This window comes from Pseudomonas sp. St386 (genome assembly GCF_018325865.1).
In the GTDB taxonomy this organism is placed as follows: Bacteria; Pseudomonadota; Gammaproteobacteria; order Pseudomonadales; family Pseudomonadaceae; genus Aquipseudomonas; species Aquipseudomonas brassicacearum.
On the sequence record NZ_AP021900.1, the window covers coordinates 889843 to 907171 of the forward strand.

Sequence of the window (17329 nt, forward strand, 5' to 3'; positions counted from 1 at the left end):
GCGATTCGTGGGCTGCGCGGATGCAAGTCCTGTGGGAGCGGGCTTGCTCGCGAAGGCGTCGGATCAGCCAGCATTAAGTTGACTGACCCACCGCCATCGCGAGCAAGCTCGCTCCCACAGTCGGCGGACGTTAGACGCGGAAGTGGCTGACCAGCATCTGCAACTGATTACCCAACCGTGCCAGTTCCACGCTGGAAGCGGCGGTTTCTTCGCTGGCGGCGGCGGTCTGTTCGGACACGTCGCGCACGTTGATGATGCTGCGGCTGATCTCCTCGGCCACGGCGCTTTGCTGCTCGGCGGCCGCAGCGATCTGCTGGTTCATCGACTGGATGTTCGACACCGTGCGGGTGATGTTTTCCAGTGACACGCCGGCCTTGCGGGTCAGGGCCACGCTGCTGTCGGTGAGGCTGCGGCTGTTGTTCATCACGGCCGCTACTTGTTGCGTGCCGTTCTGCAGCCCGGCCACCAAGCCTTCGATTTCTTCGGTGGATTTCTGCGTGCGCTGGGCCAGGCCACGGACTTCGTCGGCCACCACGGCAAAACCACGTCCGGCTTCACCGGCGCGTGCCGCTTCGATGGCCGCGTTGAGCGCCAGCAGGTTGGTCTGCTCGGCCACGGCCTTGATCACGTCCATGACGCTGCCGATCTTGTCGCTTTCCTGTTGCAGCACGGTCATGGCGTCGGTGGAACGCACCACCTCGCTGGCCAGGCGTTCGATCTGGGCGATGGCTTCGCTGACCACCTTGTCACCGGCACGGGCTTCGCCGTCGGCGGCGGCCGCGGCCTGGGAGGCCTCTTCGGCGTTGCGGGCCACTTCCTGCACCGTGGCGGTCATTTCGTGCATGGCGGTCGCGACCTGATCGGTCTCGACTTTCTGGCTGTTGACCCCGGCGCTGGTCTGCTCGGTCACGGCGGACAGTTCTTCGGCGGCGCTGGCGATCTGGGTCACGCCATCGCGGATGCCGCTGATCAAGTCGCGCAGGGTCACGCCCATGCGCGCGATGCCTTGTTGCAGCACGCCCAGTTCATCGCGGCGAGTGACGATGACCGTGTGCGACAGGTCGCCACCGGCAATGCGCTCGACCACGGCCAGGGTGTCGCGCAGCGGGCCGGTGATCTGGCGAGTGATGATCACGGCTGCAATGACGCCAACCAGCAGCGCCAACAGGGTGCTGACCAGTTGCAGGGTGCGCGCCTGGGCACTTTCGGCGTCGCGGCGGTCGAGTTGGATCTGGTACAGCTGTTCGCTCAGCGTCACGATTGACGCGCCCTGGTCGGTCATTTCCTTGCGTGCCTGTACCGCGTTGGCGGTGGCCAGCTTGAAGGCCTGCACGGCGCTGCGGTATTGGGCCAGGGCGTTTTCCAGTTGGCGCAGTTCATCCTGGCGGGCACTGGAGAAATGCTCGTTCAGCGGCTTGAGCGAGGCGATGGCGGCGTCCAGCTGGGTGACGGCCTTGCGTTCGGTGTCGGCGTTGCTGTTGGCGGTGTAGCCGCGCACTTCATAGCGGGCCAGCATGAACTCCTGCTTGGCCTGGGTGATGGCCTGGAACTGGGCGAAACGCTCGTCGCCGATACCCATTTTCCGCACGTCCGAATCCAGGGTCTCGATCAGCTTATAGGCGATCTCGGCGTTAGCGCCCATGGCATCGCGGGCGGTGTTGCCCGTGCGGTAGGCGCTGCGCATTTTGTTCAGGGACACCTGGTAGGCGCTGATGACTGCGCTCTGCTCCTTGAGCAACTTGACGTTTTCCGGGCTCTTGAAGCTGCTGAGCAGGGCGTTCTGTTGTGCCACGAAACCATCGAGGGTGGTCTGCACGTTTTGGGCGGCGGTCTCGTCACCGTTGGTCAGCATGTATTGCAGGCGCGTGACTCGAAGCTTGGTCAGGCCGGCGTTGAGCTGGGTGATGTCGCTCATCCAGTTGCTGCGGTCGATCAGCCCGCCCAGGCTGGTCCAACTGGTCAGGGCCAGCAGGCAGGTCAGTACCAGCACCAGGCCGAAGCCCAGGCCCAGTTTCATGTTGACGCTAATGTTGCCAAACCAGCTGTTCATCAAATTCCTCCAGGAACGTTGTGCTGCTTGATCGTCGGTACGCTGGAAGATTGTTGTTGTTAAGAGCCAGCAAGAGCATGTAGCAGGGCTATATCGGCGGTGGGTTCAAGATCTGTAAGTTTTTTTCCGGCTATCTGTGGGAGCAAGGCTTGCCCGCGATGAAGGCGATGCGGTCTGCCACAGAATCGAGGTGTCTGTTTCGCGAGCAAGCTTTGCTCCCACGCTAAGCTTTTTTTCACATCTGTTTCACCGACTGCCTACGTCGGCCTCTCTACTGTCGCGCCAACGAATGACTGGGTGGATGCCGTTGGGGCGGCTTGATGTGGAACTGAGACTGAGCCTTTTCGGCCTGAGGCGCTCGATCAATACGCGCCGCTTTGCCCGTTACCGAAACGCTGTGGTCGTGCTGGCTTCGGCGCTGCTGGTCATCCCGTTGACCCTCTGGCTGCTCAGCCCGGCGGCGATACCGGACCTGGCCCACGGCAACGTCGCCGGCGCCCGGGCCTTGGCCGCTGGCTGGGCCAAGGGCGAGATGATCGTGCTGGTGCGTCACGTCGAGCGCTGCGATCACTCCAAGGCCGCGTGCCTGAATGATCGCGAAGGCATCACTGACCGGGCCCGGGCCGTTGCGGTGGAGTTGGGCGCGCGGTTCGAGCAACTGGGCCTGGGCAACGCCGACCTCTACAACAGCCCTCTGGTGCGTGCAGTCCAGACGGCGGGCTACATGTTCAACAAGGTGAGTGCTGGTGATGACTGGCTGAGCAATTGCCGCCACGACCTTCTGCGCAATGCCCTGGCCCACAAGGTCGCCGGGCGCAATCTGATCCTGGTCACCCACAGCGAATGCATGCAGGCATTGGAAACCACGCTCCAGCGGCCTACCTCGACGTTTGGCTACGGCGCTTCGCTGTTCGTCTCCACTGCCCAGCCACAAGCCCCGCAGTTGCTCGGTTTTATCGAAGCCTCTGACTGGCGCTCGGTGGCGTTTCAGTAATTTTTCCCACGATTAGGACCGCCCATGCTGACGTCTGCTCGCGCCCGTTTCTACGGGCTCAATCTTGGAATTCCCCTGGTCTGCGCCGCGGTGGTGTTCTTGCTGTTCGACTTGACCCGCATCGACATCGCCTTCAGCAATTTATTCTATGACCCAGTGCACCAGGTCTTTCCGTTGGAGCACGTGCGGCTGTTCGAGAAAATCACCCATAAATGGGCCAGGATCATCCCGAACTGGACCGGCGAGGCGGCGATCATCGGGGCGCTGCTGTCGTTTGTCTGGACGGTCTTCCAGCCGCAAAAGCGCCCGGGATTACTTCGCTTGTTGGAGAAAACCCGGTTGGCCACACCGTTGCGTTTTGCCCACAAACACCGTCGCGACTTCCTCTACGTGGTCGTCGCCTTTTCCCTCAGCACCGGGGTGATCCATTACCTCAAGGGCCACACCAGTGTGTACTGCCCGGTGGAAACCACCCAATACGCCGGCAAGATCGAGCACAAGGAATGGTTCCAGAATTTCGACCTGCTGAAAGTCGCCGGTGATGGTCGCTGCTGGCCCGGCGGTCATGCGTCCGGCGGCTTTACGATGCTGGCGCTGTATTTCGTCGCCCGCCGCTACCGCTGGCGTCATTCGAAAGCCTTGATGCACGGGGCGCTGGTCTTGGGGTTTGTCTACGGCACAACGCGGGTCCTGCAGGGCTGGCATTACATGTCACACACGTTCTGGGCGGGGATTTTTGTCTGGTTGAGTTGCTTGCTGATGGCGTTGCTGTTTTATGGGCGGGCGGCCTTGGAGCAGCCAGTGTTGAAACCACAGCGAGCGACGGCAACGGCTGCCTTGCCTGCGTCGGGCAGTGCACATTCGTCAGCCTGAATGCAGGGCAAAAAAAAGCCCGCTGGGAGAGCGGGCTAAAACCTTAGTTTCTTGAATGAGCGAGGCGACTGTACCCAATCACGCGGGGGCGTGGGGTGAAGAAAAGTTTATGAGGTCGCCTCCCTGCACGACCTCATGCCTGCGGACTCTTCTCACCGCAGATCAAACCGATCCAGATTCATCACCTTGACCCACGCCGCGATGAAGTCCTTGACGAATTGCTCCTGCGCATCCGGGCTGGCATAGACTTCGGCCAAGGCCCGTAGCTGGGCGTTGGAGCCGAAGACCAGGTCGACACGGGTGCCGGTCCATTTGTCCTCGCCGGTCTTGCGGTCGCGGGCCTCGAAGGTTTCCTGGGTGTCGGAAAGGGGTTTCCATTCCACGCCCATGTCGAGCAGATTGACGAAAAAGTCGTTGGTCAACGTCCCGGGCCGTTGGGTAAAGACACCGTGCGCAGTGTGGCCAGCGTTGGTGTCCAGTACCCGCAGACCGCCGATCAATGCCGTCATTTGCGGGGCGCTGAGGGTCAGCAGTTGGGCCTTGTCGATCAGCAACGCCTCGGCGGACACGCGGTACCGGCCCTTGAGGTAGTTGCGAAAGCCATCGGCGATAGGTTCGAGGAAACCGAACGACTCGACGTCCGTCTGCTCCTGGCTCGCGTCCATGCGTCCCGGCGAGAACGGTACCGTCACGCTGAGCCCGGCATTTTTCGCGGCTTGTTCAATACCGGCGCTGCCGGCCAGCACGATCAGGTCTGCCAGGGAGATTTTCTTGCCGTCGGATTGGGCGGCGTTGAACTCGCCCCGAACCTTGTCGAGGGTCGCCAGCACTTGGGCCAGTTGCTCTGGCTGGTTGGCCGGCCAATCTTTCTGCGGGGCCAGGCGCAGGCGGCCACCGTTGGCGCCGCCGCGTTTGTCGGAACCACGGAAGGTGGAAGCCGCGGCCCATGCTGTAGACACAAGCTGTGAAACCGTGAGGCCCGAGGCCAGTAGCTTGCCTTTGAGGGCGGCGATGTCACTGTCGTTGACCAGCGGATGGTCGACCGCCGGGATAGGGTCTTGCCACAGCAGTTCTTCGTTGGGCAGTTCCGGGCCGAGGTAGCGTGAGAGCGGGCCCATGTCGCGGTGGATCAGCTTGAACCAGGCGCGGGCAAAGGCGTCGGACAACTGGTCCGGGTTTTCCAGGAAGCGCCGGGAGATTTTTTCGTAGATCGGGTCGAAGCGCAGCGCCAGGTCGGTGGTCAGCATCGTTGGGTTACGCCGTTTGGACGGGTCATGGGCATCGGGGATGATGCCCGCGCCTGCCCCGTTTTTCGGCGTCCATTGGTGCGCGCCTGCCGGGCTCTTGGTCAGTTCCCACTCGAAGCCGAACAGGTTCTCCAGGTAGTTATTGCTCCAACGAGTGGGGGTGGTGGTCCAGGTGACTTCCAGGCCACTGGTGATGGTGTCGGGCCCCTTGCCGGTGCCGAAGGTGCTCTTCCAGCCCAGGCCTTGCAGCTCCAGGCCAGCGGCTTCGGGCTCGGCGCCGACATTGTCTGCAGGGCCTGCGCCGTGGGTCTTGCCGAAGGCGTGGCCACCGGCAATCAATGCCACGGTTTCTTCGTCGTTCATGGCCATGCGGGCGAAGGTTTCGCGGATGTCCACCCCGGCGGCGACCGGGTCCGGCTGACCCTCGGGGCCTTCCGGGTTGACGTAGATCAGCCCCATCTGCACGGCGGCCAGCGGGTTCTCCAGGTTGCGTCCATCGTCAGTGCGGCTTTCTTCGTTGCCAGGCTCGGCCACCAATTGGCCTTCGCCGGGGTCTTGCATGGCCGCTTTGTCGGGCTTGCCGTAGCGAACATCGCCCCCCAGCCATTTGTTTTCCGAACCCCAGTAGACGTCCTCATCCGGCTCCCAGACATCGGCGCGGCCACCGGAAAAACCGAAGGTCTTGAAGCCCATGGATTCCAGCGCGACGTTGCCGGTAAGGACGATCAGGTCGGCCCAGGAGATATTGCGACCATACTTCTGCTTGATCGGCCACAGCAGCCGACGTGCCTTGTCGAGGCTGACGTTGTCTGGCCAGCTGTTGAGCGGTGCAAACCGCTGCTGGCCGGAACCCGCGCCACCGCGCCCATCACCGGTGCGGTAGGTGCCTGCACTGTGCCAGGCCATGCGGACAAACAGCGGTCCATAGTGGCCGAAGTCTGCCGGCCACCAGTCTTGCGAGTCGGTCATCAGTGCATTCAGGTCTTGTTTCAGGGCCTGGAAGTCCAGGCGCTTGAACGCTTGGGCATAGTTGAAATCCTCGCCCATGGGGTCGGACAGCGAGGAGTGCTGGTGCAGGATCTTCAGATTCAGCTGGTTCGGCCACCAGTCGCGGTTTGTCGTACCACCGCCAGCGGCGTGATTGAACGGGCATTTCGATTCGTTTGCCATGAGAAGCTACCTTTGGTCGTATTCATCCAGCTATCCAGCCCGGCCGGGCTTCGAATAGCGACAGGCGAAATAGATGACACAGGGCGCAGGGCTCACAGTTCGCTCAACTGATCGTGTGCGGCCACACGGCAACGCGGGAGATGTCTGGTTACCCATTCGGTGGCCCACGGCAAGCCCAGTACGGTTCTGAACGCTTCGTATCTCTTTGTCAGGTTTCACGGGCCGGATTGCACCAGCCTGAATTCAGGCTAGTCCTCCTTTGCCAGATAGCTAATAGGCGCAGTATTAACGGTCGATAGGGATAATCTTTTATCGAAGCCAAGCGGCGAGGCAGATGATATGAATGGCGCCTGCCGTGACGGACCCAATAATGAACAAATGCCCGCGCAGCACGGCCTTCCACGAAGCCGGTCATGCCCTGGCTTTCTGGTGGAACGGCCAACCGATAAAACGCATCACCGTGCGTACCAAGGCTGAAGCCTGCACGGGTCCTCTGTTCGACCTGCGCGGCAACCCTCAATACGCAGAAGGGTGGGTGGAAGCGGACTACCTTGTCCCGTGCCCGGCATTCGACGCCCCGGGGATCGCTGAATTCCTGCCCTCGATGGTCGATGCCATTGAGCGTGACCTGCTCCATTGCTTCGCGGGGCCAGTGGCCGAAGCAGTCTACCGGCACCGTCGGTCCGACCGGTTGATCAGGGGCAGCGGCCGCGGAGACCTGGACCGGGGGCACGAATTGATCAGCCTGCTGCCACCGCGCAAATTGCTCGACGCCCAATCCCAGGCCATCTCCCGCTGCAGTTGCCTGGTGCACCGTTACTGGCCGGCTGTCAGCGCCGTGGCGGGCTTTCTGCAAGAGCACGGCACGGTTGAGGGGAGCGCCGTCACAGCGCTGTTGTGCGAGATGACCGGGGAGCGGCCGATGTTGCTTGGCCATCGAGTGGCAAGCCTCGATTCGTGATCAAGGCGTGCCACTGGCCCTATCCGACTCGGATGAAAGCCACTAATTGCTAGCGCTTCACTGTTTCCTCAAGAGAGAAGCGCCCCAGTGGGTTTTGTTGGAAGTGCTCGATGTTCTTGCGCGAAATATTGATGTACGGGCTGTAGTAGAGATCGATCCAGTTGACGTCCTGCTTGGCGATCACTTGAAGGTCGGTATACATCTGCTTGCGCTTGGTCGGGTCCACTTCTACCCGCGCGGCCGCGACCAGATCCTTGACCTTGTCGTTCTTGTAGCGGGTCATGTAATTCATGTTGGTGTCATGTCCCAGCACAAATGTGGTCTTCTGGTCCGGGTCGAGGATGTCGTTGGTCCAGTACATCACGGACAGATCGTAATCGCCGTCGATCAGCATTTGCCAACTCTGGGTTGGGTCGACTTTCTGCAAGGTGGCTGTCACGCCGACCGCTGCGAGCTGTTGCTGGACCAGCACGGCGATCTGCTCGTCGGCTTCATTGCCCGCATTGACTACATAGTTGAGCTTCAGGCCTGAGGCGCCTGCATCCGCCAGCATTTTCTTGGCTTTTTCCGGATCGTACGGGCGCTGCAGATTATCGGCATTGTGATAAAGCGCGCCTTTAGGAATGTAGGAATAAGCCACCTGGCCATGGCCGAATGTCACGGTATCGACCAGGGATTTTTTGTTGATCGCAAGGTCCAGGGCCTGGCGTACTTCAGGCTTGCCCAGCAGTCCGTGCGCATGGTTGATCAGCAGATGATCCTCACGGGTGGAGGGATCCATGTGTACGACCAGGTTGGGATCTTTCTTCAGGGTTTCGACGCGCGAGAAGGGCACGAAGATCGCCGAATCCAGTTCACCGGCCTGTACCTTCAACATCCGCGTATTGTCATCGGGGATGGAGATCCATTCCACGCCATCCAGGCTCACCTTGTCGGCCTGCCAGAAGTTGGGGTTCTTCTCCAGCACCACGCGATCGCCGCGTAGCCACTCCTTGACGATAAAGGCGCCAGAGGCGACGGGGTCCTGGGCATAGGCTTCCTCCCCCATTTTTTCCATGGCCTTTTGCGACAGGATGGAGACGTTGGGCAACGCCAGCTGCGCGAGGAAGGGCACTGAAGGGCTCGTGAGTGTCACCACCAGTGTCTGCGGGTCGGGTGCCTGGGCCTTGTCGATAATCTTGTAGGAGTCGCTCCACAGCGACCCTTTGTTGTCGCGAATGCGCAACAGACTGAACGCTGCATCGCTGGCGGTAATCGGTGAGCCGTCGGAGAACTTGGCCGAGCGAAGTTTGAAGGTATAGGTCAGGCCATCGTCGGAAACCTGCCAGCTTTCGGCCAGCCCCGGTACCAGCTTGGTGCCGGTGTTGTCGACGCGCACCAACACGTCGTAGACATTGGAGAACACCCAGTTATCACGGTTCTGCGCGCTTTTGATCGGGTCGAACGTCGTACTTTCTTCACGGCAACCGATGGTCAGCACGCCTGCTGCCTGGGCGACACCGGCCGCCAGTGTGCAAACGGTCAACGTTGCGGCGGTCAGTAACTTCAAATGTTTCGATCGCATGGTCAAACTCCCTATTGATGAATGTTTTTTAGAGCAATGGCTCTCCGAGCACACAGCTATAACGATGTCCATTGATGTCATGGCTGGGGGCGGCGTTTTCGCGCAGATGGGTTGTGCATACCGGCAGCGCGGGTGAAAAGCGCAGCCGGATGGAAGGTTCAGGGGGCTGGGTGGCTCGCCAGGCAGGGGTTCGCTCAGCAACGGTCGAGTCGGGTCGATGTGTGGAATGGACTGGATCAGCGCGACGGTATAAGGATGCCGAGGGCTGCTGAACACGGCCTCCGTGGGGCCTTGCTCGACGATCTCGCCGAGGTACATCACGGCGACCCGATCACATAACCGCCGAACGATCGCCAGGTCGTGAGCAATGAACAGAATCGCCAGGTTCATGCGCTGTCGCAGTTCCAGCAGCAGGTTGATGATCTGTCCCTGGATGGAAACGTCCAGCGCGGCCACGCATTCATCGGCGATGATCAACCGTGGCTCGATGGCCAGTGCCCGAGCGATCCCCACACGTTGGCATTGACCGCCACTCAATGAACCTGGCTTGCGGTGGGCCAGCTCCGGTCGCAGGCCGACCAGGTTCAGCAGTTCATCGACCCGCTGGCGAATCAGCGGTGCAGGAATCGCACAGCGCACTCGCAACACTTCAGCCAGGGTGTCGCCGATGCTCATTCGCGGATTGAGGGCGGTATAAGGATCCTGGAAAATCATCGCGGTTTCGTGGCGCAGTCGCTCGATGTCGATCCGCTTGCCTTGAGCCATATCCACGCCATCGAACAGGATTTGTCCGGCGCTGACCTCAGTGAGGCGCAAGATGGCCCGACCCAGGGTGCTCTTGCCGCTGCCCGACTCACCCACCAACCCAAGCACCTCCCCGGTGGCCAGACTCAGCGACACACCGTTGACGGCTTTCACCCATTGCCGGTTGATCCCGAACGGACCGCTGCCAGGGGCGGCGAAGCGCACCTGCAGATCTTTCACGTGCAACAGGGTCATGACGAAGCTCCCACCGGCAGCGGGTAATGGCAGGCGACTCGGTGTGCCTCGGCCATGTCTTGCATCTGTGGCAACAGCCGCGTGCACTGGCTGCCCTGCTGAAGACAGCGTGGATTGAAGCGACAACCGGTGGGCAGCGCATCCAGCAGAGGAGGCTGGCCGGCGATGGTCTTGAGCATGGCATGGCCGGCGCTGGTCGCCGGTTGGCAGTCGATCAGGGCCGCCGTATAGGGATGTCGTGGGTGAGCCAGCAGATCAAGCTTGGTGCCGTGCTCGCAGAGCCTACCGGCGTACATCACCGCGATGGAATCACAGGTCTGGGCGACGATCCCCAGGTCGTGGGTGATCATGATGATTGACAGCCCACGCTGGTCGCGCAAATCCAGGAGCAGGCGCAGGATCTGTGCCTGTACCGTGACATCCAGGGCGGTGGTCGGCTCATCGGCGATCAGCACCTGGGGGTTGCAACCCAACGCCACGGCGATCATGGCGCGTTGTCGCATGCCACCGGAAAACTCATGGGGATAACTGTCGACCCGCCTTAGCGGATCGGGAATGCCCACCTGGCGTAACACATCAATGGCCATCGCCCGTGCTTCACGCTTGGACGCCCCCTGATGCAGGCGTATGCCCTCGCCGATCTGTTCGCCGATACGCATCAACGGGTCAAGATGACTGCCGGGATTCTGAAAAATCATCCCCAGCCGCCGACCCCGTATGCCCCGCATGTCGGCTTCATCCAGCGACAGCAGGTCCTCGCCGGCAAGGCGCACGGCCTTGCCCTGGACGCGGAGGTTTGCAGAGGGCAGCAAGCGCATCAAGGCCCGGCAGGCCATCGTCTTGCCTGAGCCGCTTTCACCCACCAGACCGAGGATTTCGCCTTCGGCCAAGTCAAATGACACACGATCCACCAGCGTGACTTCGCCCTCACCGTGGCCGGCGATCACGCTGAGGTCCTCGACGTGCAACACCGGTGTGCTCATGGGCGCTCTCCGAGGTGCTCGGCGACACCGTCGGCCAGCAGACTGAAGCCCATGGCCAGGGTGACGATCGCCAGTCCCGGGAAGGTGCAGATCCACCAGGCGTTGGTGATAAAACTCTGGCCCTCGGCGACCATCGTGCCCCACTCGGCGGTGGGTGGCTGGACCCCCAGGCCGAGGTAGCTGACCGCCGCCCCATTGAGCAGTACCAGCACCGCGTCGGACATGGAAAACACGATCGAACCGAACATGGCATTGGGCAACAGGTGCCGAAACAGAATGCGTCCATGACCGAAGCCCAGGCTTTTCGCCGCCAAGGCGAAATCGCTTTCCTTGAGTACCAGAATCTGCGAACGGATCAGCCGTGCATAGGACACCCAACCCACCAAAGCCATCGCAATATAAAAGCTGCCCAGGCCGGGGCCGAGGATGGCCATGATTGCCAACATCAGCACCAGGAAGGGGAAGGCCAGAATAATATCGATCAGGCGCATGCAGATCGTGTCGAACCGGCCACCGATATAGCCGGCCAAGGCGCCGACGCAAGTGCCGATCAAGAACGGGAAAACCACCCCGATCACGGAAATCTGCAAGTCGATGCGCGCGCCCCAGATCACTCGGGAAAGAACGTCGCGGCCGAAGTTGTCCGTGCCGAACGGATGGGCCAGGCTCGGCCCCAGCAGGCGGATATCGGTGTTCTGGGCAATCGGATCGAAGGGCGCGACCCAGGGTGCGAAGAGTGCGAGCAACAGCCAGCCAAACAGAATCGCCAGGCCCAGCACGGTGGCCAGTCGCCGGTTGCGCAAGCCCAAACGCAGCGCAAGACGCCAGGTGGGACTGAGGGCCTGGCCGCTCATCGCATGTTCACCCGCGGATCGATCATCACAGTCAGCACATCGGCGAGGAAATTGACCGTGACGGTGGCGAGGGCCAGCACCATGGCCACGCCTTGGACCACCATGTAGTCGCGGGTAAAGATGCCGCGCACCAGCAATTGGCCGATGCCGGGAATGGCAAACAGACTTTCGATGACCACCGTGCCGCTGATCAACCAGCCGATGTTCACCGCCAGCAGGTTGACCGCCGGTACCAGGGAGTTGGGCAGCACATGCCGACGAAATATCGCCCGCTCGGACAAGCCCCGGGCCCGTGCGGCGGTGGCATGATCGGCTTGTAGCTCCATGAGCATGCTGGCGCGCAGATTGCGCACCAGAACGGCGGAGAGTGCCAAGGCAATGGTCAGGCACGGCAAGACCATGTGATGCAGTTTGTCCCACCCTGTACGTCCATAGCCTGAGACCGGGAACAGCCCCAACTGCACACTGAGCAGCAGGATCAACATGATGCCTAGCCAGAACGCCGGCATGCCGAGCCCTGCCGTGGTGAACAGGCGAATCAGGTGATCCTGCCAGCCGCCCTTGTTGCGCGCCGCCACCGTTGCCAGTGGCACGGCAATCAGCAGTGCCAGCAGTACGCTGCCGAGCACCAGGAACAGGGTAGGCTCAATGCGGGTACTGATCAGCTTCAAGGCATCGACTTTGTAGAGCAGCGATTGGCCGAGATCGCCTTTGAGCAGGTTCTTGAGAAAGTAGAAGTACTGCATCCACAAGGGCTGGTCGAGACCGTACTGGGCACGAATCCTGATCAGCGCCTCCGGCGTGCTGCGCGAGCCCAGCAGGGCCCGGGCGGGGTCGCCGGGGATGGAGCGCACGAGCACAAAGGTGATCATGCTGATGCCAAACAGCACCGGCAATAGCTGTAGCGGGCGCGACAGTATGAAACGGTAGCGCGCCAGGTTCATGGGCTAGTTCCGGTGGCGGTGCAGAAAATCCAGCAGGACTGGGAAATAGGCGTGGGGCTCTTCGTAGAACGGCATGTGGCTGCTGTTGGGGAACACATTCAGTTGTACATCCTTGAGCGCCATTTTCATGCGCATTGCACAGGCTGGCGTCAGTTCATCATGTTGACCGGTGGTGATCAGCACAGGCATTTCGAAGCTGGCCATCTGCTCGATGCGATTCCAGTCCTTGAGATTGCCGGTATAGAGAAATTCGTTGGGGCCCTGCATGGTCATGTAGGGCCCCATGTTCCAGTCGCCCAGGGAACGTGTCACCGGCGCTGGCCACTCGTCCAGACGGCAGACATGGCGATAGTTGAGCAGGGTGATGGCCGCCTGGTATTGCGGATGATCCAGGGTGCCCATGGCTTCATGGCGCTGCATCATCGCGACGGTCTCACTGCCCAGGGCGGCCCGCAGACGCTCCAGCTCCAGGGACAGGTGAGGGATATCGCCCGCGGTATTTTCCAGGATCAGGGTTTTCAGCGCTTGGGGATGATGAATGGCGTACTCGATCGCCAGCCAGCCACCCCAGGAGTGCCCCAGCAGGTGCACTTTGCCCAGGTCGAGGGCTTGGCGGACGGTCTCTACCTCCGCCACATAACGGGTGATGTCCCACAGGGATTCGTCAGTGGGCCTGGCCGAGGCGCCGGTTCCCAACTGATCGAAAGCGATGACCCGCAAGCCCTTTTCCTTGAGCCAGCCATGGCTGTCACGCAGATAATCGCAAGGCAATCCCGGGCCGCCATTGAGGCACAACAGCACCTCGTCGCCGTCGCCAAAGCCATAGGCCACCAGACGATGACCATCGACTTCCACGTCGTACCGCTGGTCTGGCTCGATCTCACGCCACATCATTGCTCTCCTGCTCAGGTACCGCCCGTTGGCTAAACCTTACCGAGGAAGCTACGCGCCCATAAGCTAGCAATTCTTATAGGTTTGATCTGGCATTCCCTCGCTCAGGCGTGGCATTCTACTTGCACGATTTCAGGATTGAAATTAATAAGGGAGCTGAATGGATGCAGGCCAAGCTGTCTGACTTCAATACCCGTCTTTTGTCTGGCAGGAGCCTGGACGAACAGATGGATAACACCCTGGGGATGGTCCAGGCGTTAGGCTTTGAAGCCTTGGTGTACGACTACAGTCCGGTGCCACTGGATCATGATGGGGCACTGATCACCCCGACTGTGCTGAAGTTGCGCAATACCCCCCGTGATTGGCACTCGCTCTGGTGTGAAGAAGGTTATTACCAGATCGACCCCGTCCAGCATCTGGCAATCAATGCCATATCTCCTTTTGTCTGGTCCTATCGACCGGAGGCCGACACGGTGCTGCAGCCGTTCATCGGCCAGAGTCATGCACCGGTCGTGAGCTACCTGCAGGATTCGCGCATGACCTGTGGCGTGACGGTGCCGATGCATTTGCCCAAAGGCGGCTTTGCGACATTGACCGGGCTGCGCGCCGATACGAAGGGGAGCACCCTGCAGGATGTCCGGCAAACGCTGGGCGACTTCAGCCTGATTTCCCATGCCCTGCAAGAGGCGGCTTTTCCGCTGCTCGGCAAGGAAGCCCGCGCATGCCCGGTTCGCCTGACCAAACGCGAGCGTGAGTGCTTGAGATTGGCCGCTGAAGGCTTGACGGCGGCGGACATCGCCAGGCAACTGAATCGTTCCTTGGCCACCATCACCCTCCACCTGACTTCTGCAATGCATAAGCTCGGCGCCAGGAACCGGGTCCAGGCCGTGGTCAGGGCAGTGCATTATCGGTTGCTCGATAGCTGAAATCGGGCAAAAACCTATCTGTTTCTCTAGTTATTCCGCCGGCTAGTCCCCGGTATCGTGTGCCGCAGGATTCCTAGGGAGCGGCACGAAATGGATCTTCCCGTAACGCACGAAGGCTTTGCGCCTTTTGGTCCGTATCAGACCTGGTATCGCATCACTGGCGATTTCAGCAGTGGCCGTACGCCGCTGCTGATCCTGCATGGCGGCCCGGGCTGCACACACGATTATGTCGATGCCTTCAAGGATATTGCCAACAGTGGCTATCCGGTGATTCATTACGATCAACTGGGCAATGGGCGTTCCACCCATCTTCCGGAAAAAGACCCCTCGTTCTGGAACGTGGCGCTCTTTCTCGATGAGTTGGAGAACCTGCTGGATCATCTGGGCATTGGCGACAATTACGCACTGTTGGGGCAATCCTGGGGCGGCATGTTGGCCAGCGAGCATGCGGTGCTCCAGCCCGCGGGCTTGCGCGGGTTGATCATCGCCAACTCCCCGGCGGACATGTCCACCTGGCTCCTTGAAGTCAATCGCTTGCGCCAGCTTCTACCCATTGAGGTGCAGCAAACACTGCTCAAGCACGAGCGGGCTGGAACCTTGACGTCTACCGAGTATTTTGAGGCCGCTCGGGTTTTCTACGACCGTCATGTCTGCCGTGTCACGCCCTGGCCCGATGAAGTCGCCCGTACCTTTGCCCAGATCGATGCCGATCCTACGGTTTATCACGCCATGAACGGCCCCACCGAATTCCATGTGATCGGCAGCATGAAGGACTGGTCCATCACCGATCGCTTGCCACGGATCAAGGTGCCGACCCTGCTGATTTCAGGCCGATACGATGAAGCGACGCCATTGGTGGTCAAACCCTATGTGGATCATGTTCCCGACATTCGCTGGGCGTTGTTCGAACACTCCAGCCATATGCCCCATATCGAGGAGCGGATGGCTTGCATGGGAACGGTGGTGAGTTTCCTGGATGAGTGTTTGTAGGCGTCTGCGCAATCTGAGCCGTCATTTTTGTTGTGTTTCTCGACGCGTCCTGTGAGACGCGTCTCTTTTTTGAGTGGAAAATTCCCGCTCTCTTGAACCGAAAGCGATATGCAGGGTCTGGTGTGCGCGCATTGCTGTGCATGCCTGCTGTCATTTCTGTATCGAGGGATCGAACATGTCCGTATTTGCCTTAGGGACGAGGCTAGTTGTTGCGTCGCTGTGTTTTCTGGCGATGAACATTGCTGTCGCCGCGCCAACCCCCGGCGACACGGACCTGATCCGTGAACGCCAGGACCGTCTGCTCGAAGAGCAGCGCCGACGCCTTGAAGAACTCAAGGACCTGCCCGGCAAGGAGGCGAAGCCGGCCCAGCCCACGGCCCCTGTCGATACCCGTTGTTTCCCGATCAAGACCATCGAGCTCAAGGGCGCCGATGCTTTGTCCGATGCGGAGCGCGAACGCCTGCTCAAGCCTTACATCGGCCAATGCCTGGGCGTGCCGCAGTTGAACGAGCTGCTCAAAGTCATTACTGACCATTATCTCGACAAAGGCCTGGTCACCAGTCGCGCCTACTTACCGCAACAGGACCTGTCCAGCGGTCACCTGCAAGTGCTGGTGGTCGAGGGTCGCCTGGAAGGCTTGAGAGGTGCCGAGAACAGCAAGCTGTCGGATCGCGAGTTGGCGATGGCGTTTCCCGGCAAGGCCGGCGACTTGGTCAACTTGCGGGAGATCGAGCAGATGGTCGATCAACTGAACCGGTTGCCGTCCAACCGTGCACAAATGGAACTGACCCCGGGGCAAAACATCGGCGGCAGTGAAGTGCGGGTCAATAACACCCCACAAAAACCTTGGCGCGCCGGCCTGTCACGGCATAACGATGGGCAGAAAAGCACGGGCGAGCAGCAATGGGGCGCCTCCCTGGACTGGGACAGCCCCCTGGGTCTGGCTGACCAATTGGCCTTGCGCGGCGGCCACGATGTCGTCAGCGATCACCAGAAAACCTCGCGCAACGGCATGCTCTATTACAACCTGCCGTTTGGCTGGTGGAACCTGAGCTACACCTACAGCCAGAGCGAGTACCGCGCGCTGGGCCAGGCCAACGGTTTCAATTTCAAGCAGAGCGGCGACAGCCAGAACCATCAGCTGCGCCTGGAGCGTGTGGTCCATCGCGACGCAGTGAGCAAGACCTCGCTCAACACCGGCCTTTCGTACCTGCGCACCAACAACTTCATCGAAGACAGCAAACTCGCCGAGAGCAGCAATCGCATCAGCGAGGCGCAGTTCGGCATCAACCATGGCCGGCGAGTGGGCAATGCCTTCGTCAACCTCGACCTGGGCCTGCAACAAGGTATCGGTGCCCTCGATGCCCAGGGCGATCATGAGCCGGGCCCTGGAGTGCCAGATGCGCGCTATCGCAAATACACCGCGACCCTCAGCTATTTGCAGCCCTTCATGCTGGGCGGCGAGTCCTTCAGCTTCAGCAGCCTGATGACCGGCCAGCGTAGCGAAGACGTGCTGTTCAGCCCCCAGCGCATGAGCCTGGGCGGCCTGTCGTCGATTCGTGGCTACAAGGACCAGACATTGTCCGGCGACAGCGGCGGCTACTGGCGCAACGACTTGCGTTGGAGCCGCCCGGTGACCCTGGAATGGCTGCGCCCGGTCTTCGCCGAATACGGCACCAGCCTCGGTTATGACCAGGGCGTGATCAGCGGTAATCGCTACAACGGCGATCAGCACGGGCGCATGTCGAGCAACTCGCTGGAGCTGTTCGCCCGCGGTGAGCACCTGAGCGCCAGCGTCACCTTCGCCCATTCCCTGGAACGTCCGGATGCCCTGACCGAGCGCGAAGCGCCGATCTACTTCCGCGTGGATGTATCCATCTAAT

13 protein-coding genes and 1 pseudogene are annotated in these 17329 nt (G+C 60.9%); 6 read left to right on the plus strand and 8 right to left on the minus strand.

Annotation, left to right across the window (positions count from 1 at the left end; all coding sequences use genetic code 11):
* Positions 1-130: 130 nt before the first annotated feature.
* Positions 131-2050: a methyl-accepting chemotaxis protein gene (locus tag KI235_RS03765; RefSeq protein ID WP_028237583.1), complete on the minus strand. Its 1920-nt coding sequence runs from the start codon at positions 2048-2050 to the stop codon at positions 131-133.
* A 322-nt stretch (positions 2051-2372) separates the two neighbouring features.
* Here KI235_RS03765 and KI235_RS03770 point away from each other — a divergent pair, with 322 nt between their 5' ends.
* A complete protein-coding gene (locus KI235_RS03770) occupies positions 2373-3044 on the plus strand; it encodes a histidine phosphatase family protein (RefSeq protein WP_027912118.1) in 672 nt (223 codons plus the stop codon).
* A gap of 24 nt (positions 3045-3068) precedes the next feature.
* Positions 3069-3917, plus strand: coding sequence for a phosphatase PAP2 family protein (locus tag KI235_RS03775; protein WP_003197580.1), 849 nt, complete (start codon positions 3069-3071; stop codon positions 3915-3917).
* Positions 3918-4069: 152 nt separating this feature from the next.
* Here the strand turns inward: KI235_RS03775 and katG are convergent, their stop codons facing one another.
* Entirely contained in the window at positions 4070-6334 is a 2265-nt protein-coding gene (gene katG, locus KI235_RS03780) for a catalase/peroxidase HPI (protein ID WP_212795495.1), read from the minus strand.
* A gap of 370 nt (positions 6335-6704) precedes the next feature.
* Between katG and KI235_RS03785 the strand changes: the two genes are divergently transcribed.
* On the plus strand, positions 6705-7295 hold the full coding sequence (locus KI235_RS03785) for a hypothetical protein (RefSeq protein WP_212795496.1): 591 nt from the start codon (positions 6705-6707) through the stop codon (positions 7293-7295).
* Positions 7296-7344: 49 nt separating this feature from the next.
* Here the strand turns inward: KI235_RS03785 and KI235_RS03790 are convergent, their stop codons facing one another.
* The 6 genes and pseudogenes from KI235_RS03790 to KI235_RS03815 form a co-directional block, all read right to left on the minus strand.
* A complete protein-coding gene (locus KI235_RS03790) occupies positions 7345-8859 on the minus strand; it encodes an ABC transporter substrate-binding protein (protein WP_027912120.1) in 1515 nt (504 codons plus the stop codon).
* 120 nt (positions 8860-8979) lie between these two features.
* Positions 8980-9858: pseudogene (locus tag KI235_RS03795) on the minus strand (oligopeptide/dipeptide ABC transporter ATP-binding protein); the annotation flags it as partial.
* Positions 9855-10841, minus strand: coding sequence for an ABC transporter ATP-binding protein (locus KI235_RS03800; RefSeq protein WP_212795497.1), 987 nt, complete (start codon positions 10839-10841; stop codon positions 9855-9857). The gene KI235_RS03800 and the pseudogene KI235_RS03795, both read right to left, overlap by 4 nt.
* Positions 10838-11695 (minus strand): ABC transporter permease, encoded by an 858-nt coding sequence (locus KI235_RS03805; RefSeq protein ID WP_003197590.1) that lies wholly within the window; start codon positions 11693-11695, stop codon positions 10838-10840. The genes KI235_RS03800 and KI235_RS03805 overlap by 4 nt, the downstream gene beginning before the upstream one ends.
* A complete protein-coding gene (locus tag KI235_RS03810) occupies positions 11692-12639 on the minus strand; it encodes an ABC transporter permease (protein ID WP_003197591.1) in 948 nt (315 codons plus the stop codon). The genes KI235_RS03805 and KI235_RS03810 overlap by 4 nt, the downstream gene beginning before the upstream one ends.
* Positions 12640-12642: 3 nt before the next feature.
* Positions 12643-13530, minus strand: coding sequence for a proline iminopeptidase-family hydrolase (locus KI235_RS03815; RefSeq protein WP_003197593.1), 888 nt, complete (start codon positions 13528-13530; stop codon positions 12643-12645).
* 164 nt (positions 13531-13694) lie between these two features.
* On the opposite strand from KI235_RS03815, the gene KI235_RS03820 reads away from it, so the two are divergent.
* From KI235_RS03820 to KI235_RS03830, 3 genes are all read left to right on the plus strand, one after another.
* A complete protein-coding gene (locus KI235_RS03820) occupies positions 13695-14456 on the plus strand; it encodes a LuxR family transcriptional regulator (protein WP_003197595.1) in 762 nt (253 codons plus the stop codon).
* Between the two features lie 90 nt (positions 14457-14546).
* Positions 14547-15446, plus strand: a complete 900-nt coding sequence (locus KI235_RS03825; protein ID WP_038858331.1) for a proline iminopeptidase-family hydrolase — start codon at positions 14547-14549, stop codon at positions 15444-15446.
* Between the two features lie 175 nt (positions 15447-15621).
* Complete coding sequence (locus KI235_RS03830) at positions 15622-17328, plus strand: ShlB/FhaC/HecB family hemolysin secretion/activation protein (RefSeq protein WP_212795498.1); 1707 nt, start codon at positions 15622-15624, stop codon at positions 17326-17328.
* Position 17329 lies beyond the last annotated feature (1 nt).